Annotated in this window: 12 protein-coding genes; 5 read left to right on the top strand and 7 right to left on the bottom strand. The window is 36.5% G+C overall.

Annotated elements, in window-relative coordinates:
• Positions 1-653: 653 nt before the first annotated feature.
• The 5 genes from BC008_RS31305 to BC008_RS31280 form a co-directional block, all read right to left on the bottom strand.
• Positions 654-2165: a hydroxysqualene dehydroxylase gene (locus BC008_RS31305; RefSeq protein WP_027844599.1), complete on the bottom strand. Its 1512-nt coding sequence runs from the start codon at positions 2163-2165 to the stop codon at positions 654-656.
• A 180-nt stretch (positions 2166-2345) separates the two neighbouring features.
• Entirely contained in the window at positions 2346-2684 is a 339-nt protein-coding gene (locus tag BC008_RS31300; RefSeq protein ID WP_027844600.1) for a hypothetical protein, read from the bottom strand.
• A 1500-nt stretch (positions 2685-4184) separates the two neighbouring features.
• Entirely contained in the window at positions 4185-5657 is a 1473-nt protein-coding gene (locus BC008_RS31295; protein WP_201026129.1) for an FHA domain-containing protein, read from the bottom strand.
• Between the two features lie 111 nt (positions 5658-5768).
• Positions 5769-7478, bottom strand: a complete 1710-nt coding sequence (locus BC008_RS31290; RefSeq protein ID WP_058183639.1) for a 4Fe-4S binding protein — start codon at positions 7476-7478, stop codon at positions 5769-5771.
• 1055 nt (positions 7479-8533) lie between these two features.
• Positions 8534-10447, bottom strand: a complete 1914-nt coding sequence (locus BC008_RS31280; RefSeq protein WP_201026128.1) for a vanadium-dependent haloperoxidase — start codon at positions 10445-10447, stop codon at positions 8534-8536.
• Positions 10448-10849: 402 nt separating this feature from the next.
• Between BC008_RS31280 and BC008_RS31275 the strand changes: the two genes are divergently transcribed.
• The 5 genes from BC008_RS31275 to BC008_RS31255 all read left to right on the top strand — a co-directional run bounded on the left by BC008_RS31275 (position 10850) and on the right by BC008_RS31255 (position 17138).
• Positions 10850-11716 carry a hypothetical protein gene (locus tag BC008_RS31275; protein WP_027844602.1) on the top strand — a complete coding sequence of 289 codons (867 nt, stop codon included), beginning with the start codon at positions 10850-10852 and terminating at the stop codon, positions 11714-11716.
• A gap of 126 nt (positions 11717-11842) precedes the next feature.
• Positions 11843-12766 carry a DUF1822 family protein gene (locus BC008_RS31270; RefSeq protein ID WP_027844603.1) on the top strand — a complete coding sequence of 308 codons (924 nt, stop codon included), beginning with the start codon at positions 11843-11845 and terminating at the stop codon, positions 12764-12766.
• A 90-nt stretch (positions 12767-12856) separates the two neighbouring features.
• Entirely contained in the window at positions 12857-15292 is a 2436-nt protein-coding gene (locus BC008_RS31265; RefSeq protein ID WP_027844604.1) for a CHASE2 domain-containing protein, read from the top strand.
• 280 nt (positions 15293-15572) lie between these two features.
• Positions 15573-16556, top strand: coding sequence for a DUF928 domain-containing protein (locus BC008_RS31260; protein ID WP_027846970.1), 984 nt, complete (start codon positions 15573-15575; stop codon positions 16554-16556).
• A 210-nt stretch (positions 16557-16766) separates the two neighbouring features.
• Positions 16767-17138, top strand: a complete 372-nt coding sequence (locus tag BC008_RS31255) for a hypothetical protein (RefSeq protein WP_058183637.1) — start codon at positions 16767-16769, stop codon at positions 17136-17138.
• A gap of 301 nt (positions 17139-17439) precedes the next feature.
• Here the strand turns inward: BC008_RS31255 and BC008_RS31250 are convergent, their stop codons facing one another.
• Together BC008_RS31250 and BC008_RS31245 are read right to left on the bottom strand one after the other, a co-directional pair.
• Positions 17440-20793 carry a two-partner secretion domain-containing protein gene (locus BC008_RS31250; protein ID WP_027845548.1) on the bottom strand — a complete coding sequence of 1118 codons (3354 nt, stop codon included), beginning with the start codon at positions 20791-20793 and terminating at the stop codon, positions 17440-17442.
• A 349-nt stretch (positions 20794-21142) separates the two neighbouring features.
• Positions 21143-23028 (bottom strand): ATP-binding protein (locus BC008_RS31245; RefSeq protein WP_201026198.1); only part of this gene is annotated, 1886 nt, incomplete at its 5' end.

Here is a 23028-nt window from a genome sequence, read left to right as displayed (position 1 = left end):
TCTCAATATTCCGATTTATTTCGCAATTCTCAGACTAATTGTATCGGTGAGATCTTTACCAAGAGTTTAAAAATAGGTTAACTAATCACAAGTAGTGATTTTGAGGCGGGTACCTTACCCGTTTTTTTTATTCTTTCTTATTAATGTGTAGAACTACGTAGCTATGTTAGGACATTGATGAGTTCTAAAACCAAATCCGATTCTTAAAACNAAAACCCCTTTATATTTTTTGGGATTTCCCCCCACACTTCCCACACCTCCCACACTTCCCTCTCTCATTCTAAAAAGGGGTAATTAACCCGGATTTAGTATAAAACCTATGTCCTCGCTTAGCCTGCGGCTTTGGAGTCCGCAAGGTGAAGTTAGTCAGAGCTGAGCCTCTAGCTGCGCTACCTATGGATCTGCTAATGACTTGCACGTAGCGCTATATCTATCCAGCCTATAAACTCTTGTAGGATTTCTATTCTATGCTCCCCCAAACACAAACTAATTTCTAAAAAATGGGCAATCAAGACGCTCTTAGTATTATTTTATTCTGGGGCAATCACCAATCGAGTTAAGTAACTCAATCTCCCAGCTACCAACACAAATCAAATTCAAAATAATAATTAAATTTAAATTTGAAATAAAAATCAACAATAGCAAAAATCAAACTAGGGAAGCCAAAAATTAGGTAACACTGATTTACCCACCTCGCGCACAGTTTGATTAATTCGTCTGGCGACTTGAATATGTCCTTCGTCTTCTTCCACTGGTAAAATGTTAGCCGGCACTCCTTCTTGTAAATACTCGATCGCTAGGTTTGCAGCTTCTAAACCGGTAACATAAGCTTTTTCCTGGGACCAAGAACCATGACGATTAATAATCCAATCACCACTCATAAATAAGTTAGAAAAACTAGTTTTAGCTGGAAGCATATGACTATAACTACCAGGAGCAAAATGAGTAACTGCTTGTGGTAAACGAATAACACTACTGTCAATAACTTTTGCTTCCCTGAAAGCAGGAACACATGTTGTTAAATAATTATGAACTATTGAAATAATTTCTTTATCTTCCAAGGCAATGAATTGATTGGCGTGGTAAAAATCTACTTCTACAACTGTCTCTGGTTCATCTTTATATTCATCATGCAAAGCATTTAAATCAAAAAATGTCCATCCGGTAGTGGAATCAAAACCAAAACAAGCATTGGAAGGACGGGGAATATTAATTTTGCGATCGAACCACAGACGAGTTGCTAAAACATCTATTCCCCCTAAATTACTTAAATTCCGAAATTCTGCTCGGCTTTGCAAAACGGGACTACCCGAGACAATTTTTTTCATCCCATTAATACCAACTGCGAAAATCGCTGCATCCGCAGTAAAAACTTCATCACCACAGACAACACCTGTGATTTGGTTGTTACTATCGCTGATTAAATCGGTAACTCGTCGATTTGTTAGGATTTTTCCTCCGGCTTGTTCAATTTTTTCTGTCCAAGGACGGAAGATTTTTTCCCCAACAGTTCCTCTACACCAAACAACATCAAAATCTGCTTGATGAGCAAGGATAAAAAAGTAAAGCATTCCCAAAGTAGCTGCTGCGGAACATTGTTCTCCTGGTGCGAATAAACCGACCAGCAACATAGGTTCAAAAGATTCTTTATATAGTCTTTGCGACACACCAAATTGTTTGAATAATTCCCTTGCTGTAACAAAGTCATAACGTCGCCATGCCGCATCTGAATTATCAAAATCAATAACAGCGTAAAGTAAAGGTAGAGCGCTAAGACGATCAACTAAGGGCAAACGTTGGAATTGGGTGTATACAAAAGTTCCAAGAGGTGTTGGTAACCGAGGTAAATCCTGAAAAATAGGTGATTCTGCTTCTAAACCGATGGGAGAATATTGTGAAGAACGAGTCCAAGTAGTGAAAGGGTTAATTCCCAATTCGTTAATTAAAGCGAAAATATTTCTGTAGGGATACCAAAAACCATGAATCCCCGCTTCTGTCGAACGTCCACCCTTAGTTTTCCAACCTGCTACTAACCCGCCAGGGTAGGAACCTGCTTCCAGAAGTGTTACTTGATAACCCTGTTTTGCTAAGTGGTAGGTTGCCCCTAATCCAGCCCAACCAGCACCAACAACAACAATTTTTTTTTGCCGTAACGCTTCTGACATTTCTGCCTCCTGATTTTGTTTGTTGTTAGTTGCAGCAAAGACTATATCATCTGTATTATTACACTCCTCATATACTTTTTATACCTTTTATTCCCTATGTTGTGACTTTTTGAGATTAAGCAGTATATCAACCAAGCATAAGAATCGCTTGGTTGAAATGCTTAAATTACCGATAATAAACTAATATTCCTCCTCAATTAAACGCTTGCCGATATACCAAGAAACAACCCTATCTTTACGCCACTGATAGCCGTACCATGCAGTATGTTTCTTACCTGATGGCTTTTTACACCAACAGTACTTATTACTACATTCAAATGCCTCAAGCTGGTACGCAAATTTACCAACCCGCTTAATCTCTAAAACCTCTCGTCTTGGCTTTGTAGGGATATCAAATTCTTCCTCCAATTCTCTTTTAGCGATTTGCGTTCCTAACCAAGATAGAAGAGCCCTTTGCTGCGGTAATGGTAATTTTGAGATGTGCTGCTTGAGCTCGAAATTTTCTGTGATAATATTCATCGACTCAAGTGTTTAAACTATATTCAATCTTTCATCGTACTATTTGAATTTTCTTCGTCATTCTGACTATAAGTTATTTAAAACACCAATATTGGTAAGTAGGTTTGCTTGATAAATAGTCATAGGACTTACCCAGTATTGGTTGAATACACTGTGTTGAGACTAACGTTAAGCAATCGTCAATTGATATTGCGATCGCCCTTAAAAGCTCCAAAAATCGTGAGTACGCTTGGAGAGTAATCCATAAGATATTTTTATATGCAAAAAGAAAAATAGACTCGGTCTGATATCGAGTAAAAAAATCATACATAGTAGACCCTAAAGAAAAATTCACAATTCAAAAGCGAAAATATACTTTCAAATAAAAATTGAAAACATACGCATAAGAAGCAAACTATGTTGTAGGTAAATACATTATTCGGCGAAATACCTACAAAGTCTATCTGCTAATTTCTTGCTTAGTTTGTACTGCTGGTAGAAAGGAAATGATTTTTCCCAAAACTAAGTATTTGATGTAGGGCGTTTCATTACACCCAATAAAGACATTCTCACCCTGGTCAAGTAGATAGAAAATTTCCATGAAAACGTAAGTAGCAAAACACTTTGCTCTTATCTAATTGCTAGCACACTTCAAATTTATAGTATGTCTGGGGTAGAAAAGATTCAGAAATAGAATTTACTACGGCTTAAGGTGTATTTGCAATAGAGCTGGATAATAGATGCATGCCTAATATAGAAAATAACTTTACGAATGCGTTTGTTGTCAATGCGACTGAAAACGATCAAAAATAACTTATTTTCACTTAGGAAGTAGCTATGGGGGAAGATGCAAACAAAAACTCAAGACTCAAAGCATAGCATGCATTAACGCTTTTTATAACAAAATATTTTACGCGGTCGATATTTTATTCATTTTACATACTACTTTCTTTATCAAATTTGACTGTTCTTAAGAAATATGTGCTGTAATATTTTTATCGCACAAGTTTTTGTTGCAAAAGTTATGTTCTAAAAATTTATGTTCTAAAAATTTATGTTCTAAAAATTTAAAACGTGCTCTAATTTCATAGAATTTATTTAAAAGTAATCTATTTAATAAATTAATCTGTCTATTTGATTAATTTATTTAAAGAAACCAAAGAGCTTAACCTAAATTTGTAGAAATAAGTAATTGGCTCAGGACATTAATGAATCCTGAGACATATAAGTAAATATTAAAATTTTGCTGTGCTTACACTCCAAAAAACCTCTCGTTTCTTGTAGCTGGACTTTAACATCCTATGGGCATGGTCTTTTTTCATTGTACACAGCACTATAATAAGAGCCTCTTATCTCTTATTATTAGGATCGAAATCGATCTAGTGATAAGTTTGTAGAGGCTCTATCTGTAGCACTAATGATTAGTATACTTTGTTACGCTTAAGCATTTTAGTGAAGAAGTAAAAGAAATAAGAGTATTTTTAGTTACATATCATTATGTAATAATAACCTTGTGTAAATCTAGCCTTCAATTGTTACACGTCCAGCAGCTTTAGCAACGCAGGTTAGAACAAAATCATTTTCACAATCAGAATCTTCTTCATAAACAACTTCTCCAGACACTTTATGTAACTTGCATTGACCGCAAGCTCCCATCTGACATCCATAGGGTAATCTAATACCTTCCCTTTGAGCCGCTTCTAAAATAGTTTCTTCTGGTTCGCAAATTACTTCCTTTTGAGATTTAGTAAAAACTACAACATCAGTATTTGAGGAAGTGGCAGCTATATGGGTATCTTGCGGAGAAAATTCCGATTGTCTATGGATTTCTGGTTTTGGTGATGGTAAAGATTTTCTTCGTTTGTTGGAGCCAAAACTTTCTTCATGGTAGGAAGACATCGGGAATCTCATTCCTTCAAGGGTTGTTTTCACACCATTTCTAAATCCATCAGAACCACAAACATACACAAGACGTTCTTTGAAATCGGGTGCGATCGCTTGTAGCATTAAATTATTTAGCCTACCGCTATAACCCGACCAAGTTGGATGATGAGTACCAGTTAAAGTAATAGCTAATTTAAAATTCGGGTACCTTGACGCCATCAACTCTAATTCTTGGCGGAAAATAATATCCCTTACTGTTTTCGCACTATGAACAAATATAACATCAGCATCTGGTTTTACATCACATAACCATCGAGACATCGACATCATTGGTGTGATACCACTACCAGCAGAGATAAACAAAAATTTTTCGTTGGGATGTTCAAAACAAGTAAACTTACCCATTGGTGGGCTGATTTTTACTAAGGAACCAACCTTGAAGTTATCGTGTAACCAGTTAGAAACCAAACCAGGGGGAATATTAGATACCTCTGAAGTTGAGGGAACCCGCTTAACAGTTATTTCCAAAGCATGGGGACGTGAAGGACTAGAAGAAATTGAGTAAGAACGTTTTACTTGCTGACCGTTAATTTCTAAATCTAGGGTGACAAACTGACCGGGTTTGTAGTCATCAAATACCGTAGATTGAGAAGAAACTAAGCGAAATGTTTTTACATCATGGGTTTCATCTATGATTTGAGAACAACGAAATATAGGTTGAACTTCACTACCAATAGTTACTTGTTTGGGACTACTGGTTTCTTGTGGTTTTAGGAACCAGTAAGGTTTCGATTCATCGTTGATTTCTTCAAATAAAAGAATAAAATCGCCAATTCGGATCGCATCACCGGCTTTTAAAGAATATTCTTGGTTGAATTCAACTTCTTGATTATTGATGCGAGAACCATCGGTACTAGCCAGATCGATAAAGCAGTGATTTCCCTGATGAGCCAGGATAATACCATGGACCCGACTGATTTCTGGACTGTTGAGAATTAAGTCACAACTGGGATGTCTTCCAATTACACATCGTTGTAAGATTTCTGTTTTTGAGGAAAATATTTTTTCTTCTAAGGCTCCGGTTAAATGATTAAAAGCTGTAATTTTCATAATTATTTGAACTCCAGTTGGATTGACAAGCGCAAGGGGGTTTTGATTGATTGGGAGCTATTCGTTATTTTTAAGACTCAAACCTGAGATTTGGGCTACTTTTGGCTGCTATTAGTTATTTTTCGGAGGGCGTCGTTTCGCTCTGATTTCTGTTTTTGCTGGGGTTGCTTGTACCTTTTTGGGCGAGTCTGAAAGTTTTTTGGGTCTTAGGACTGTTGTTACTTGCTGGGAAGGTACCGGATAAACAGTCGATGGTTCTTCTTGAGTTAGATTGGACAATACACTGTAGTGTTCATCATCATTTAACGCTAGTTGCTGACGTAACTCTCTAAGAACTTCAAAGGTGTTTTGAGGAGTTATATTTCCTTGGGTCAAAGTTTCCCGCAATATTTCTTTATAGACTTGCAAGCGGTCTCGACGTTGAAATTGAGGTAAAACAGCAGTCAGGATAAATAATTCATTGGATGTCAGGTCATCAAGAGAACGACCTTTTAAAAAGCGGGAAATATCAATTGGTAATTTTTTGAGTTGACGACGAAAACTGTAAATTAGAGTATCTCTTTGGTACTGCTCAGAACTACGTCCCCAAGTTTTAGCCAACCACAAAGTACTAACTAGGATTACAAAGCCGTTAAATACTAAGTTCACTTCGGAAGGAAAGCGTAGAAGTTCCGGACGACCACCATAGATGAAAAAAGCATTGAAAGCGATGAAGGTGCAAATAGAAAGAGATCTGTGCAATACTTGCTCGGAACTTATGTTAGGATGACGTCTTCTAAGATGAGCACGATATACTTTCTCTAATTTGCTGCACAGCAAATAAACGGCGATGACAAAGAATCCTAAAGTTAAAGGAACTGCAAGGATTTTAGGTATATTAATTGCCCGCTCGAATATATAGAAACCTGGGTCAAACAAAGTTCCTAACTGATTTTCTTCATGGGTCCAAGCACCGGAAAAATAATAATCAAAATTGCCAGCATACAATCCGTAGTAAACAAAATAACCAATAGCTAGTCCAAGATAGCCGTACTGTATAAATCTGCGCCCGGGTTTTTTTAGGTCACTCCAGTAGGAATTTTCTGCATTTATATCCATACAATTGGATTTACAAGCCACACAAGCACTTTTCTCTTTAGCTGTTTTTTTGTCTATTTCTCGACACATGGACTGGGTAATGCTTCTCGGAGGTGCAGAAGAAGCGTCGCTTCCTAATAAACCAGCAGGACCGGTAAAAACAGTTTGGACAAGTCCAAATGGACAGACGTAATGACACCAACTACGACCACCATAGAGAAAGACTATTAAGATTGCAGAGAAAATTGAAAGCAGAAACCATGAGGCTAAAGCCCATCTTGTAGAGTTAATGAATAAAATTCTAAAATTTAAACCAACAAATAAGTAAGCAAATTGTACGTACAGATGATTGCGAGTTAGCCATTTATTCTGGCTGATATCTAGTTTAGATTTCAAACCTAAAGCACGAGGGATTTGGGAGAAGAAATATAAAGGACAAATACGTCGCCAAGTTTCGTGTCCGAAAACTAGTACGATCATGACTGCACTGGGTACAACCATACCCCAAAAAATTCTCGCTCCAATTGGATAAGCATTTTGTATTAATTCTTTTCCTTGGACGAAAACCTTTATTGGTGGATCGTCACTTAACTGTAAGTCACGTAATGGAGACAACAAGTTGCTGGGTTCCGTTAAATACTGGCTTATGGGATCGTAAAATAGTGAGACAATTAACAGCGTCCATCCGATTACAAGCACCCATCTAATAGCGTGCATTGTTTTTTCAGAAGCCTTACTCAGCATTGTCTTTCAACCTCCTTTACAAAAATTTTCTTTATCAATAATGAATAATTAGTTATTAATAGACATTAAGTTCGATACATAGATTTGAGTACATAGATTTGAGTACATAGATTTGAATACATAGATTTAAATACATAGATTTGAATACATAGATTCGAACACATTAAATTAGAGTTTTTGGCTTTGTCGTTTCATCTACGTAATTCTTACTATTTCCTTCAAATTGTTTGTCTCCCATTCCTGAATAATTTAAGCAAAACCTAAGGATTTTAATTATTTTATTCTTTGTTGACAAAACCTCAGAAATATGAGCTAATACCTTAAATATAGAAAGTCAATAATACTTTTTGAGAGCGACTAATTACATACGAATACAAATAATTGAATAATTTCAAATGTTGAAATTATTTGAATCTATTTGATTATTTCCATTAACTCGAAATATAGTTTTTGTACTGATATGAAATTGGGCGTAAAACATGCTGTACTGCAACAGTATGTAAAGCTTAAGGGCTTATTTACCTGATTCTATGAGAGTAGTAAACCTTAATCTAAAAACTATAATTCGTGTAAATTTCCAGCAATTGAATATCTCTACACATAAAACTCTATACACCCAAATTAATATTGCAACTGCTGCAAACACTTCAGGAAAATTGATTACTAGAGAAAACTTGAATGAAACTTATAAGAAGATAATGAATTTGGCTTAAAATCATCACATATCCTCACGTAAGACTATTTATAGTATTTGTTCTTAGAAGTTATTTTTGATTACATATCAAAAAAGACAAAAGTCAGAGATAATTTTTTGATTTGTTTGTACTTATCTTGACTCTTGTCTTCTCCTTTTTACCTTTAACTTCTTTTCTTTGTCTTATTTATAAATACAGAAGTAGGGATGAGTAACCTATACAGATCTTGAACTTGTTTATTTCAATCAAGCTTGTGCTCTCATGTGCTATGCACTACTATTAGGCGATCTACACTATTGATGTAGGTTTTATGTCTTGATACTTATGCAAAAATTACACCTAAGCTGCCAATAAATTTCCTCACACTTCCAAATTACCTACATTTAAGATATCCACACTACCTTCAAAAACTCCAACAAAATTCGGGTTTTCCAGGGGATAACTACTAGGGAGTCCAAAATTACTAGACTCAATATTTCCAATTAAAGTAGTGCGATCAATATCCAAGGATATAATGTCTTCACTGTTGCTAAAATAACTATTGTGGAGTGTTAGATTTTCAGCATTAGCAGGATTAATTAATTCATCTACTTCTCCACCATTGATTTCTCCACCATTGATGAAAAACTGAGTTTTTTCCCAAACACTCTGAGCAATTTCTTCTCCTAACTTTCGCCCGTTCAAATCTCCTTCAGTAAAATGGATTCCCCCATAAAGTCGAGAAATCCCAGATTCATCTGCAGCTTTACTAAAAGTATCCCACTGTAAAATAACTGTTTCTGAAGGTGTAATATCTGGTTCAAAACGCGATTCGCCAGGTTTAAAACTAACAGAAGCACCAAATTCATCACTTCCGGTAAATAATTCCAGAATGGTTGCACCTGCTGCACTAAAGCTACTGTGACCGGAAGTGTACTCAGCAAATGGTGGAGAAGGATCGCTACCAGGAGTTTGATATGTCAGAAATTCAGTCGCCAAAATTGTCTGAGTTCCTTGTCCCGGTTGCCATGCATCAATTACAAAACCACCTTTTTCTTCGCTAAATTCCCCTATTAGTCCTAATTTACCAAGCTCCCGTACTGCTCTGACTGGACGAGTATAGTCATAAAACCTTTTGGCGTCCCATGTGGCAATACCTGCATCGAATACAGCATTTCCCAAACTGAAAAATAGTTGAGCGTCTTCATCTAAGTTATTATTGTCCCGAGCTGAAACAAATTGTCCAAAGGTCATGGAGGTACCGGGAGGAAATGAAGTTCCAGAACCATCTTCCCAGAACTCTGCAATTAACTTCTGCTCGTCAGTTAAATTGGCACTGATATCAACAACTTCTTCTACTTGAGCAATAAATTCGGGATTAATAATCGTTCCAATGAGACTTTTATCAATTTTTACTGTGAAACCATCTTCGAGGGTAATTGTCTTATCCTCTAAATTTACAGAGCCATCCACTAACAGAAATGGCTCTGGTGCTTCTGGTCGGAATTGCTCGCCAGATTCCAAAGCAAAAGGTTCAATATCTCCCCACTGGGGTGTAAGAAATTGTTGAATCCTTTTTTCTTCCCCTGGTTCAGCATTAATTGGTACCCTTTCTGGAGTCCAACGCTCAATATCAACTATTTCATCGGGGCTATTAACTGCTTGATAATTACTGTTGTCGGAATATGGAACTCCGAGAATTCCATTCGGATTATCTCCAAGCTGATTTGAACCATCTTGACGGCGAAAGTCTAATAATGCAGCTGCAGAAACATTACCGATACCAGCAGCAGTAGTGATATCTGTAGTATTGTTGTGTGGATCGAAACCTAGTTCGAGCATTGAATTTTCAAATATCTCTATTTGATCGGGAAAAAGGTCTCTCAAAACCCGATAAGCTCCATAACTCATCGCCTCTATTTTGTTAGCTTCAGTAATCTCTGATGAAGGGCGTTGCAAGTCATCAGAGAGTTGAGTTGATATGGCTTTAGGATCGTAAGCAGCCCAAGCATCAAAGATAGCTGTATGGATCATTGCATAAGCACGAGATGCAACGGTGGGACCCGGTGAAGCCTCAATTACAGCTTGTTGAACCACTCGATCCCAAAATACAGAAATAGTTGGCGAAGGGTCACTAACTGTTATCAATTGAGTTTTTGGATCCACTATCAAAGTTGGAGCATTGTTATAATTAATACCCGGCTTTATATCTTGTGCTTCTTTAGCTTCATCAAGAGATTCCACAGGTAAACTTTCTTGTCCTAAAGAGTGTTCGTTACTCATTGTGTTGTCCATTGTACTTATCCTTCAAGTTGGCAGAGTAAAATAAAAACCAAAGCAAGGTTCTCAAATTTTTTCCATTCACGAGTATTAGAATTTACATTTAACTAGAGATCGGTGGTAGATATTGATGACGTATAAATAACGTCATGATTTGAGTTTATTTTTTCAATACCTCAGGCTTTATTTGAAAACTAAAAGTAGGTTTTAAGTTTCAATTATTCAGTGTGTCGTTGGTTTCAGATTTTGCCTAAGTTTATTATCTCATCAGAGTTATTATCTCTCTATGTGTGTATTGTGATGCAACAGCATATGTTTATGTAAATATTTCTTTACTGAAATATAATTTTGTTTACATAATTTTCCTTTTGAAGATTTGAATACACAATATAAGGTCTTGAAGACAGGACTCAAGCTATGGTTTCAGTTTATCCAGTCGATGTCATTGTGCGATCGCATAAACTTTGTCGTGAGATAAAAGTTCAAATACCCTGTATCTATCAAGAGATCTATGATGAAGCGCGTCTGGAATTATTATGTCATGTTGAGGAAGACGACTATAACAAAAGTCAATTGCAATCTCGGATACGTTCATTAGATTTTTTTTTAAAAAAAGCTGTTTACCAAAGAATTGATAAGTTAGCGATTAATGCTCAACAGTTTGTTGACTTACCACTTCATAACCCAAATAAACTTGAAGCTCTTACCCAACTTTTTAATGCCATCATTATATGTGGAAGGTTAAAAAAGCCCCAAATGTATAAAGTTGATTTACAAACTTATGAGGATATTTCTGCTGATTCTTTAACTGAGCTATGGCGATTTATATGTTTAAAAATAGATAAGTTTGAGGCAAATAGAGTAGATGATAATAATGAGTATAGCAAATTTATGGTTTGGATTAATTCCAGTATGTCTTACATAATTAAACGCTCTTATTTTAGGAATATTGACATTCAATCTCATAAAATCAGTAAAGAATACCAAATTATTCTACTAGATGAAGATAATTATGAAAGTATATCTGCTCCATCTGAAGAAGCACCATTTGCGGAAATAATTAGAGAATTGATTGATGAAGACCCAGAAAAAATTTTTCAGAATACTTGCATGAAAAAACACCAAAAAATTAATTTTCGGACAATAGCTCTTCTTAGTTTAGAAGGACTATCTATGAGAAAAATATCAGAAAAATTAGGAGTTCCACAGCAAAGTTTATACACATTTTATAATCGTAGTATTAAAAAATTTATGCCAATCTTCGAAAAATACTTACACGACTAAAATTATGTATACAAATCAAATTATAAAAATCAAATCATACAAATTAAAAAAATTAAAATTACGAAGCTAAACTTACATAAAGAATGTAATCAAAAAGAATGTAATCAAAAAGGAATTATATTAGCGATGAGTTGCCACAACGGTATATTAAATTTAAGTTTTCCCATATCTTCCCAAGCTTATGCAATAGCTGAGGATTTTCAACGTCATCAATCCCATGCTCAGAAAATTGAACAGGTTTCCCGTAATACGGTAGCAGTATATATTGTTAACTTTTATTTAGAATCTCTGGGCATTGAAACTGATTTAACATCAAGTGATAGTTGGAATCCAGTAATGCAAACCTTAATGAATGTTGCCGATCTGAAATTAAAATATTATGGCAAATTAGAATGTATTCCTGTTTCTCCACATGCTTCATTTGTTCGTCTCCCTGCAGAAATTTGGTCTGAGAGAGTTGGGTGTGTGATTGTTGAGTTAAATCAAAGTCTGAGAGAAGCAAAACTATTAGGGTTTTTAGAAAAGGCATCTATTGAAGATATTCCTATTACCAGATTAAGAAATATTTGTGAATTACCAGAATACTTAAAGCAACTTCAATCTCCGGTTAATTTGATTCAATGGTTCGAAAATAAATTTGTCGCTGATTGGCAAAAAGTAGAAGAACTTTCCAGCCCCCCAGAATTACAACTGACGTTTAGAAATACTGCTAGAATTGCTAGTAAATCAAGTATTAAAGGTGCAAAACTCATAGACTTGGGTATAGAATTGGGCTCTCAGCCAGTAGCATTATTAGTAGCAATTACTCCAGAAGAAGAAGAGAAAGTTGGAATTCGCATTCAACTACATTCTGTTGGAGATAAATTATACTTACCACCCCATGTAAAACTTGTAATGCAATCGGAATCAGGGGATAATATTCAACAAGTAGAAGCAAGAAATCAAGATAATTATATCCAGTTAAAAAGGTTTAAATCGAAAATAGGTAAATGCTTTCACATTAAAATTATTCTCGACCGATTTAGTTGGACTGAGAAGTTTGAAATCTAAACTTTGACATCTAAACTTTTACATCTAAACTTTGGGATTTACAGTTTGAAATATAACGTTTAAAATTTAATTCTCGCTATGGTGGTAAGAATGTCTAAGCTCGTGGTTTTAAGCTTAGTACAAGGTGATTTGGAAAATGGATTTACTACAGTCAGTGCAGAATTATGGTTGGACAGCGATTCATATCCAATGAAATTTCATGCTGCTTTACCTGCTATTCCAGAAATTCCTATTTTGTATCGGCGTTGGAAGTTTCTATATGAAGCTTTAAATCAATGTTTCAATTTAAGCCGAGGGATTATAAATTCAACTGATAATAGTTTGACAGTTCGTAGTGCTCAAGATAGTAATGCTAAAAATGGTAATTCTAGAGATGGTAATTTTATAGATGATGATTTTGAACTAGAAGAAGAAGATGTAGTTCAGGTTTCTGAGGTTGAGTTTCGTCAGTTATGCGATCACTTCCAAGTATTGATCAATAATTGGTTAAATTCTGAAGAGTTTCGTCTCATAGATCGAAAACTACGCAGATATTTAGATCCAGATGACGAGATTAGATTAATTATCCAAACAAATGACGATTTATTACGCCGCCTTCCTTGGCATTTATGGAACTTTTTTGAAGATTATCCCTATACAGAAGTTGCTTTAAGTTTACTAGATTTCCAAAGGACAAGTAAAAAATCCAGTAAAAAAAAAGACAAAAAAATCAAGGTTTTAGCAATTCAAGGAAACGGGGAAGGACTTAATCTCGAACGAGATCGAACTTTCTTAGAACAACTATCAGGTAAAGCAAAAATTGAGTTTTTGGTAGAACCAGAAGCGAGACAATTAAACGAACAACTTTGGGAACGGGGCTGGGATATCCTGTTTTTTGCTGGACATAGTTCCAGTGAAGAAAAGGGAACTATTCAAATTAATCGAACCCAGACAATTGGTTTGGATAAGTTAAGAAACGCTCTGAAAACGGCGATAAAAAATGGTTTAAGGTTAGCTATTTTTAATTCCTGTGACGGTTTAGCTTTAGCGTCATATTTGGAGGATTTAAATATTCCCCAAGTGATCGTGATGCGCGAAGCAGTACCCGATTTTGTCGCACAAGAATTTTTGCGACATTTCTTAACTGAATTTTCTCGAGAAAAATCATTATATACAGCAGTACGTTTGGCTAGAGAGAGACTGGAAAGTTTAGAAGATGAGTATCCTTGCGCAACTTGGTTACCAGTTATTTGTCAAAATCCAGCTGAAATACCGATGAGTTGGTCTCAGTCCAAAACATCTACACCTTTTGGTGGGAGAGAACTAATTGCATCTATCTTATTGATTTGTTTGGTTACCCTGAGTGTCATGGGTTTGCGTCATCTTGGAATACTGCAAAAATGGGAACTGCAAGCTTACGACCAATTAATGCGATCGCGTCCCGATGAAGGACCGGATGGGCGAATTTTGGTGGTTGGAATTACAGAAGAAGATTTTCAGCTTCCAGAACAGAAACAACGCAAAGGTTCTTTATCGGATGAAGCATTAGCAAAATTATTAGATAAATTGGAACCTCATAAACCCCAAGCGATTGGATTAGATATTTTTCGTGATTTTCCCATAGATTCAAAGCAAATAGAACTAAAGGAACGTTTACTTAACAATGCTGTCAAGGAGGTTCCTTTATTCAGTACATGTCATGTAGGTGAATCAAAATCGAAGTCAAAGGGTGTTGCTCCACCACCGGAAATATTAGAACAGCATCTCGGTTTTAGTAATGTTTTGGCTGATTCTGATGGTGTTTTACGTCGCCATTTATTATCAATGCATGCACCTCATTATTCTGCTTGTCCGACAACCTGGGGACTCAGTTCTCAATTAGCATTACATTACTTAAATAATAAAGGTATTGCACTTGAGGTAAAGGAAGAAAACTGGCGATTAGGAAAAGTTGTTTTGCAATCTCTACGGGAAAATGCTGGTGGATACCAAAAAGCTGACACTTGGGGAAATCAAATTTTATTGAATTACCGTTCCTACCGTTCTCCCAATGATATTGTGGAGGTTGTCACGCTTACAGAAGTACTCAGAGACAAGCTTAAGCCAGAATTTATCAAAGATAGAATTATTTTAATTGGGGTAATAACCCCGACTTCTGGAGACGATTTTCTCACTCCCTATAGTGAAATTCTCAATTCTTCCCAAAGGTATATGCCTGGGGTAATACTTCACGCTCAAATGATTAGTCAAATCTTGAGTACGGTATTGGATGGAAGACCTTTGCTATCACCTTTACCATTGTGGGGGGAATTTATATTTGTGTCGATTTTCGCTGCGTTCGGAGGGACTATTGGGTGGCGTTTTGATTCCTTTTCACTCTTATTGCTGTTAGGAGGAGTTGGGGTTACTATTATCTATGGAGTTAGTTTTGTTTCATTTATACAAGGTATTTGGTTACCTATTGTTCCATCAGTATTGACATTTGCGATCGCGCAAATCGTTTCAGCAACCTATTCAAAATCTCATAAATTTAAGATAGGTAATTAGTAATTGGTAATTGGTAATTGGTGATAGGTAATAGGTAATTGGTGATAGGTAATAGGTAATTGGTGATAGGTAATAGGTAATTGGTGATAGGTAATAGGTAATAGGTAATTGGTAATTGGTAATTGGTAATTGGTAATTTTTTAATATAAAAAAGGATAAATACTAATTTTAGCTTTTTATAAAAAATTAGTTTAGTAAGATATTTCGTAAATATTATAAAGGCTTTAGATCGGAAGCTTTCATTTTTTATATATTTTTTTCACAAGCCGATAAATTTATTATGTTTAAAAAGCAATTACAACATCAACACTGGAAAATTTTATTCATCATTAATCTAACAGTATTGAGTTTTATCCCAACATCAGCGGTTGCAAAAGAAACATTAAATTTGAATCGAAAAATATATTCAGATAAAAAAGTATATTCAAACAAATCGTTACATTCAAAACAAAGATTAAATTTTCAAGAATCGACCGACCAATCTAAACCTAGAAAAACTAAACCTAATAAAAAACCTTTATGGGAAAGATTACCTTTTAATCAACCCACAAGAAAATTACCCAGAACTACGCCAGTTAAACCGACGAGAAAATTTATCTATTTTAGACAACCCCAACGCCAAGGGACACCCCGTGGAACTAGACCCGCAGGAAAGCGAGGTTGTTTGATTGCATCAGAAATACCCTTTTCTCCAGTAGTACCTGTGACTAAAGGGACTGAAAATACTGAACTACGTTGGGGAATAACTACGAAAACACACCCGACATTTTGGTTTTATATTCCCCATCACATTGAGTCTGTTAAAAGTGCTAAGTTTTCTTTGCGAAATAGAAACAATAAAACGATTTATGAAAGTAATATAAAATTAACTGACGCACCAGGAATTATCAGCTTTTCTCTTCCTGCGAATGCACCAAATTTAGAAATCAATCAGTGGTACCAATACTATTTATTTATTGATCGCTTATGCAAGCCTAAGATACGATTGCAAAAAGATTTTGCTCAAGGATGGGTAAAACGGGAAGCAATTACTTCTCAGCTTCAAGCTCAATTAAACGAAAATATATCGGCACAACAAAAAGCGATATTATATGCACAAAATGGAATTTGGTATGAGACAATCAATACTTTAGCAACTTTAAATAATACTAATGCGCAAAACTATATTTGGGTACAACTTCTGCAATCTGTTGGTTTAGAAAAGATATCAAAAGTACCTATTATTAGTTGTTGTTCGCCAAATCATAGCGCTACGCATAATTAAAATGAGTTTATTTCTTAACAGGTGCTTTTAATCTGTTGGTACACGGGGTTTGTTGTAGCCAATGCTGAATAACTTTATGGTGCAAAGCCGTGGCTAATAAAGCCGTTGCTAATATAGATATTTATCCTCGCTCTGCAACGAGACATGTAACATAACAAAATGGGTGGTGTAACATAATATATAGCTGAGCGACCAGTACAAGGTGTAAAGATGATACGAAAGCTATTTGTTATTGGAGTGCTTTCGGTGGCATTTTCGGGTTGTTTCCCACTCAATTCACCTTTCGAAACTCGAGAAGATTTGGAACCCAATCCACTTATCGGTACCTGGGAAGTTGATTCTAAAAATCCATTAGCTGTCTACTTTCCCTGTAAAGAGATAACATTCGAAAAATCAATCTCATTTTGCGGAAGCGGAGGTCCTGCAGAAAAAAATACCTATGAAGTTCGTAGTGGGAGTGTCGTTGTACATGGCATATATGCTGGTAGGGAATATACCGCAGTCTATAATGTTATTAATCGTAATACGATATCGCTTAATTTTTCGGGTCGTGGAGAGTTGCAATTCAATAGAATAAAATAAAAACACATACAAGAAGATAGTGACTGCGCAACTATCTGCACCACAAACAGGAGAGTTGTGTTCTGAGTTTAATGTTCTTACTTAATTACGTCACCGCAGACTGCAAACTCTCCGCTCAATTTAAACAGTTTATTTCCAACAAGTTATTTCAAACAAGTTATACGATGTCCACTTAATTACTTATGAAAAAATATGTTTGTAGTAGCGCTTTAGCGCGAATGTTTGTCTATTGCGCTAAAGCGCTACTACGAACCTTATTACAAGTGTTTTACCGGACGTGATATTATTTCAAATAAATTCTTCAAAAACGATTGCAAATAGTAGATGTTAGCCAATTATTACTAGAATTTGCATTCGATGAATCAGCAGTTAAAACTACTTCTCCTTTATCGTTGTAATACCATTGAGTTGCTTCGATGATGTTTTCTATTTTGTTTGGGGATGCTTCGCTTTTGAGATCTGCATCAGATAAATTGGGTTTTTTTTGGTTTATTGGTTTAATGCTAGCCCAACCGACTTCCACTGAGTTGCTATTCAGAACATCTTTGGGATTTACTGGTAAACCACCGCGCCCAACAATAGTAAAACTACTTCGGGCGTAATTAGGAGTACTGCAACCTTGAGCAATCCTTGTATCGACTGGTTCCGATGGTAAGTTGATTAAATCACTTTTCGGTTCTGGGTCTAGAGTATCAATTTCTATCGTGCCATCTAAAGAAGGGTTTTGCTGTGAAATGGCTGTAATGTCATTGGTTGATAGTTGACTTGGATCCAATTGATTTGGATCGTTGGTATTTAGTAATTCTGCTAACTCTTCCCGAGTACGAGGTATCATACCAAAGATACCTGCGACATTAATTCTGACTTTACCACCTTTGCCGTTGAAAGCATTCGCCGTAATATCGCTGTTTTGATTTGGAGCAGCAATAATAAAACCATCGGGGATATTAATAGTGATGTTACCACCATTTCCCCCAGTTCCTTCGGTACCTGCTGCTGTAGAAATCTGCTGACCATTGCGTAACAATAGAAAATCTCTTATATTCAATGTGATATTTCCACCGTCTCCAAATATAGTTTGAGATCTAATACCACCATTTCGCAAAAAAATAGAATCAGCATTAATATTTATACTTCCTCCATTTACTGGAATGTTAGGATTATCTGCATTAGTAGTAATACCACTATTTTCTAATACCAATGAATGAGTCCGTAGAGTTATATTCCCTGCATTGACTTTAGCTTCTGTTCCACTTGTAATTCCACTATTGAGTAAAAAAGTAGAGTCAGTATCAATATTAATCGATCCAGCATTTCCTTTATTATTATTACCATCAACACCAGAACCAATTCCACTATTTTCTACTAATAATGACTTAGTCTTGACGCTGATATTACCAGCATTACCGCTTCCAAATGTTTTACTATTCCAACCACTTCTATTTTTAATAGTAATATTTTCGGTTGCATTGACATTAATATTTCCAGCATTCCCAGTATTTCTAGTTAATGTTTCAAGGGCTCCTCCATTAAAAAATGAAACTGTATTTACATCGATATTAATTCCTCCAGCATCACCATTACCAAATGTTCTACTACCAATGGAACCACTTTCAATTTCAACGGTATCTGCTTTAATATTTACCGTTCCTCCATTACCACTCGAAGAAGTATCACTAGTTATAACTGCATTCTTAACTGAAAGTATATCAACATCAATATTTATGTTTCCCGATTCACCATTGTTAGTGGTACCACTTAAAATTCTTCCACCTTTTAATTCTAAAGAGTCAGCATTCATAAATATTGAAGACCCTTGACTTTGATTGGAATTGCTGTTGTTATTAGTTATAATATTAATTCTGCGCAGTGATGTATTAGAAGCACTGATAGAAAAAGGTTTGGCTATTCTAGCTATGGTGTTATCGACGTTTATCCCTATTTCTTCTGCATGAAAATAATTTGCAGCATTAACACTAAAGCTTCCACTGATTTTATTGATATCCACATTTTTAAGACTGATGTTTCCTCCTCTATAAGTCTTATTTTTATTTCTTAAGTTTTCAGTTTTTAAGTTTTCACTTCTGAGAAATATGCTCAGAGGAGAATTATTAGATGATAGATTAAGTCCTTCAATTTCGATACTATTATTTGCTTGTAAGGTAAAATCAACCGTTTTAGTAATATTGATTGCAAAATCACCACTTACTTTTATATTTCCTTTTTGAATATTTCCTTCTTGAGTTGCAATTCCATTTGCGATCGCAGTAAAACTAGTTCCGGTGTTGATTTGGTTTTCAATATCCTGAATGCTTACTGCAACTGTGTCAGTCTCAGGGATAAAAATATTTGGATCGTTGCTGCTTAAAGGAAAACCTGTTTCTTCGTCTACACCAGAAATATCAACATTTGGGGTTTCTAACAACCAAGTACCAGCTAAACCATTGTTAGCACTAGCATCTGCTTCAATACCTTTGGTGTCGAGAAAATTTTGGCTTGATGTCTGAATTAAACCACCATTACCAGAGTTCGATCCTGCTTTAGCGCTCAAGCTTCCGTAAACACGGTTGGAATTTCTCGAGAAAATCGATATCTGTCCCCCGTCACCTCTAGTTAAAGCATCTGCTGTAATTCTTGCTTCTGGGGCTACATAGGTTGCATTTGCTTTCATACCCTTGGGATATTTCCCATCATTTCCAATTCTGACCTCACCACCACCTACATCACCAGAAACATCGATGGAGGAGTTTGCAAATAAACCAATTCTTTCTCCCAAAACAAGTACCCTACCACCTTGTTTTCCTATTTGGGTATTGGAAGCATCGATTCTTCCTTGGTTGATAATATTTCCAATTTCTAGATCGCGACCTAGAAATTGGTACTCCACATTTTGCAGTTCTCCAAAATCTCCCAAACTTGCAAAACCTTCCCCCGGAACAGCAGCAAGAGAGATTTGTCCGCCATTAGTTGTTAAATTTCCAGTATTAGTAAAATTAGTACCAACCAAAGTTAGGTTTTGTCCCGGTTTAACTTCCAGGTTTCCCTGATTGGCGATCGCTCCCCTACGACGACCCCGACCAAACTGTAAACCGGTGGGAGTAGTCATTGTCAGAAGTGGAGGTGAAGAGTTACTAGTATCCCTCGCACTAAAAAAGCGATCGTCAGCAAATTCCAAACTGTCAGCTGTACTTCCAATAAAGGAACCACCAATATCTAGTCTGACATTATTCCCAAATACAATTCCATTGGGATTAATCAAAAATAAGTTTGCTGTACCATTTGCACGAATTAAACCATCAATATTGGATACAGAATCTCCAGTAACTCGGTTAATAATATTTTGAATATTTCCAGCATTGTTAAAATAAGCCGAACTTCCATTAGGAATAGAAAATTCTTGGAAGCTATGGAATAAATTACCTCCAGCTTGCGTTCCACCTTCGATTTTTGTGGTGTTTCCTTGCTGTGTAACGCGGGAATTATTGGGTAGAGTTCCGTCGGGGATAATTTGAGCAGATACCCGATTGGGAACAAATGTGAAACTACTGGTAATTATGAATAAACTTCCCAACAGCATCTGATAGCTAGAATGTTGAAAGAATCTAAATTTGGTAGATATCTTAGATTTATTAGATCTATAAAAATTTGCACCCATAAATTCTTTTTAACTTAATGCTTCTAAATTAAAATGTTGCGATCGCTCCCAAAGCTCCCCAAGCTATCCATTAAGCGATCGCGATAAGTTAATTTAGCGATCGCGATAAGTTAATTTATTTATACGCTCACATTTTGCACTATAAAAAAACTATTGGATAAAGTCATACAAAACTTGCTGAAAGTCTCAATATAATAGTTAAATTTAGTTTAAACTAACAACTTACATCATTTTCATAGACGCCTTGGAATAAATTCCCAGGCTCATAGAAAAAGTCTGATAAATCAGACTGGGTAAGCTTTGTAGTGGGTTTTAACCTACTATGGCTAACACCAGTACAACTCAAAACTTATCTTGCAAACCATCGCCGAATCAACTCCACTTGGAAGCGATAACCATCTCCTTCTTCTTCATTCTCTATTTTTTCAATCAGTTCCCGTTGCAATAACTTTTGAAAATCACTTTCTAACACGCCAGGAATTTCTTGTAATATAGTATTTTTATTAACAATTACCCCTTCCCCTCTTGCAGCCATAAACCTGAGAATATCAAGCCCCATCGCATTTACTTGATTATTTTGAATATCAGCAAAGAAAAAACTACCAGTACCCAAGGCTTCCGTAACTGCTGCTTCCACATCTGCTAAAGTTGCTAATCGTCGCACTGAGGGGTCTTGTTCGTTTTTATAGGCGACGATTTCACTACAAAGTAATTGTACTAAGAAGGGGTGACAGCGAGTAAGTTCTAACACGCGCTCTACAGTATCCGGTTCGTAGCGCAGCATAAAATCTTTTACGGGACGCTCAATTAATCGACGGGCTGATTCTTCTTCCAAGTAACTGATATGCACCACTTGCACGTTAATTAAGTAACTAGCCCAACGCTGATATTCTTCAATGGTATGGGAGCCAGCCAGCATGACTTTGAAGCGGGGACGATGTTGGATCAGGTGACGTAACATTCCCAATACGTCTTGTTCGTCAAATCGTCCTTTAGTAATTGCGCTGTCAAGTACCTCGAATTCATCTAGCATCAACAAAGCGGTATTTTGTTCTAGTACCTCTTCTACGCGATCGAGCCATTCGTCAAAGCAGGTGAAGGGGTCATCTTTTAAGGTTTCGCGGGTGAGTGGTGGTAAATTAACAGCTTCTTTTTTTGCTGAGGTAATCATCCCCCTGGCGAGATTGTAGAGAAAACCTGTGTAGTTATTTGCTGATGAAGGTGCACCTTGCAAGTCCACAAACATAGGGATGATGGAGTTGGGTAGGAGTTTTCCCAAGTTGTAGAGGAGGGAAGTTTTACCCATGCGGCGTTGTCCGTAGAGTAGCAGGGGTGGGCGACGGCGATCTAGGATTAGTTGTTCGATGCGACTTCCGATGTCATCGCGTCCGCTGAAGATTTCTTGCTTTTGGGTGAGGGGAACGGCGAGAATGTAAGGAGAGTCAATTTCCTGGCGCAGTTCAACTTGTTTTGCTAGCTCTTCTACATAGTTGGTGATTATTTCATGCCATTTTTGAGCGATCGGGTAAAAACGGGGAGCATATTCGTTACTGCTGCGAGTAAGATCCTGTAAATTTGCATTTAATCGATCTGCAGTAGTTGTAAGGGCTAAACGCTGGTTATAGTTACTACGCTGACTGAGAGCAGAATCTACATATTCACTGATGCGAGTGAATATGCGTAGTATGGGGCTGGCTTTACCTTCTAGCTCTCCAATTACCAATTTGTGGTAAACTTTACGGATAAATTCAACCGATTCAGAGCTTTCCAACATTCGTGCATCCAGTTCAATTTGTGCAGCTTGAACAGCCCAGCGCTGACGGCTATTACTTAATAAATAATCAATAGCTACTTGTCCTTCATCTGGTTTTTGCTCCATGACTTGCACTAAATGCTTATCCAAGCCAATCAATGGTATTAATTGATATTCGTCCCAAAATGAAGCATGTAAGTGTAAAAAACTTAAATGGTGATCTGTGAATCGTTGGTCAAGGCGATAGAGTATGTTATGGAATAAAACCAGAAAGGGGTAAGTTAGCACAGGTCGCCATAAATTTATAGTTGCACCCACGCCGAACGCCACGCCGACCGCCACGCCGACCACCACGCCTTCCGCCACGCTGAACACCACGCCTTCCGCCGTGCTTACCGCGATGCTTCCCGCCACCATTCCCGCCGTGTTTACCGCGATGCTTCCCGCCACCATTCCCGCCATGCTTCCCGCCACGCTGACTG

Source organism: Mastigocoleus testarum BC008, from assembly GCF_001456025.1.
Taxonomy (GTDB): domain Bacteria; phylum Cyanobacteriota; class Cyanobacteriia; order Cyanobacteriales; family Nostocaceae; genus Mastigocoleus; species Mastigocoleus testarum.
The sequence above is the reverse complement of the archived record's forward strand: the minus strand, read 5'-3'. Positions and strand labels throughout refer to the sequence as shown.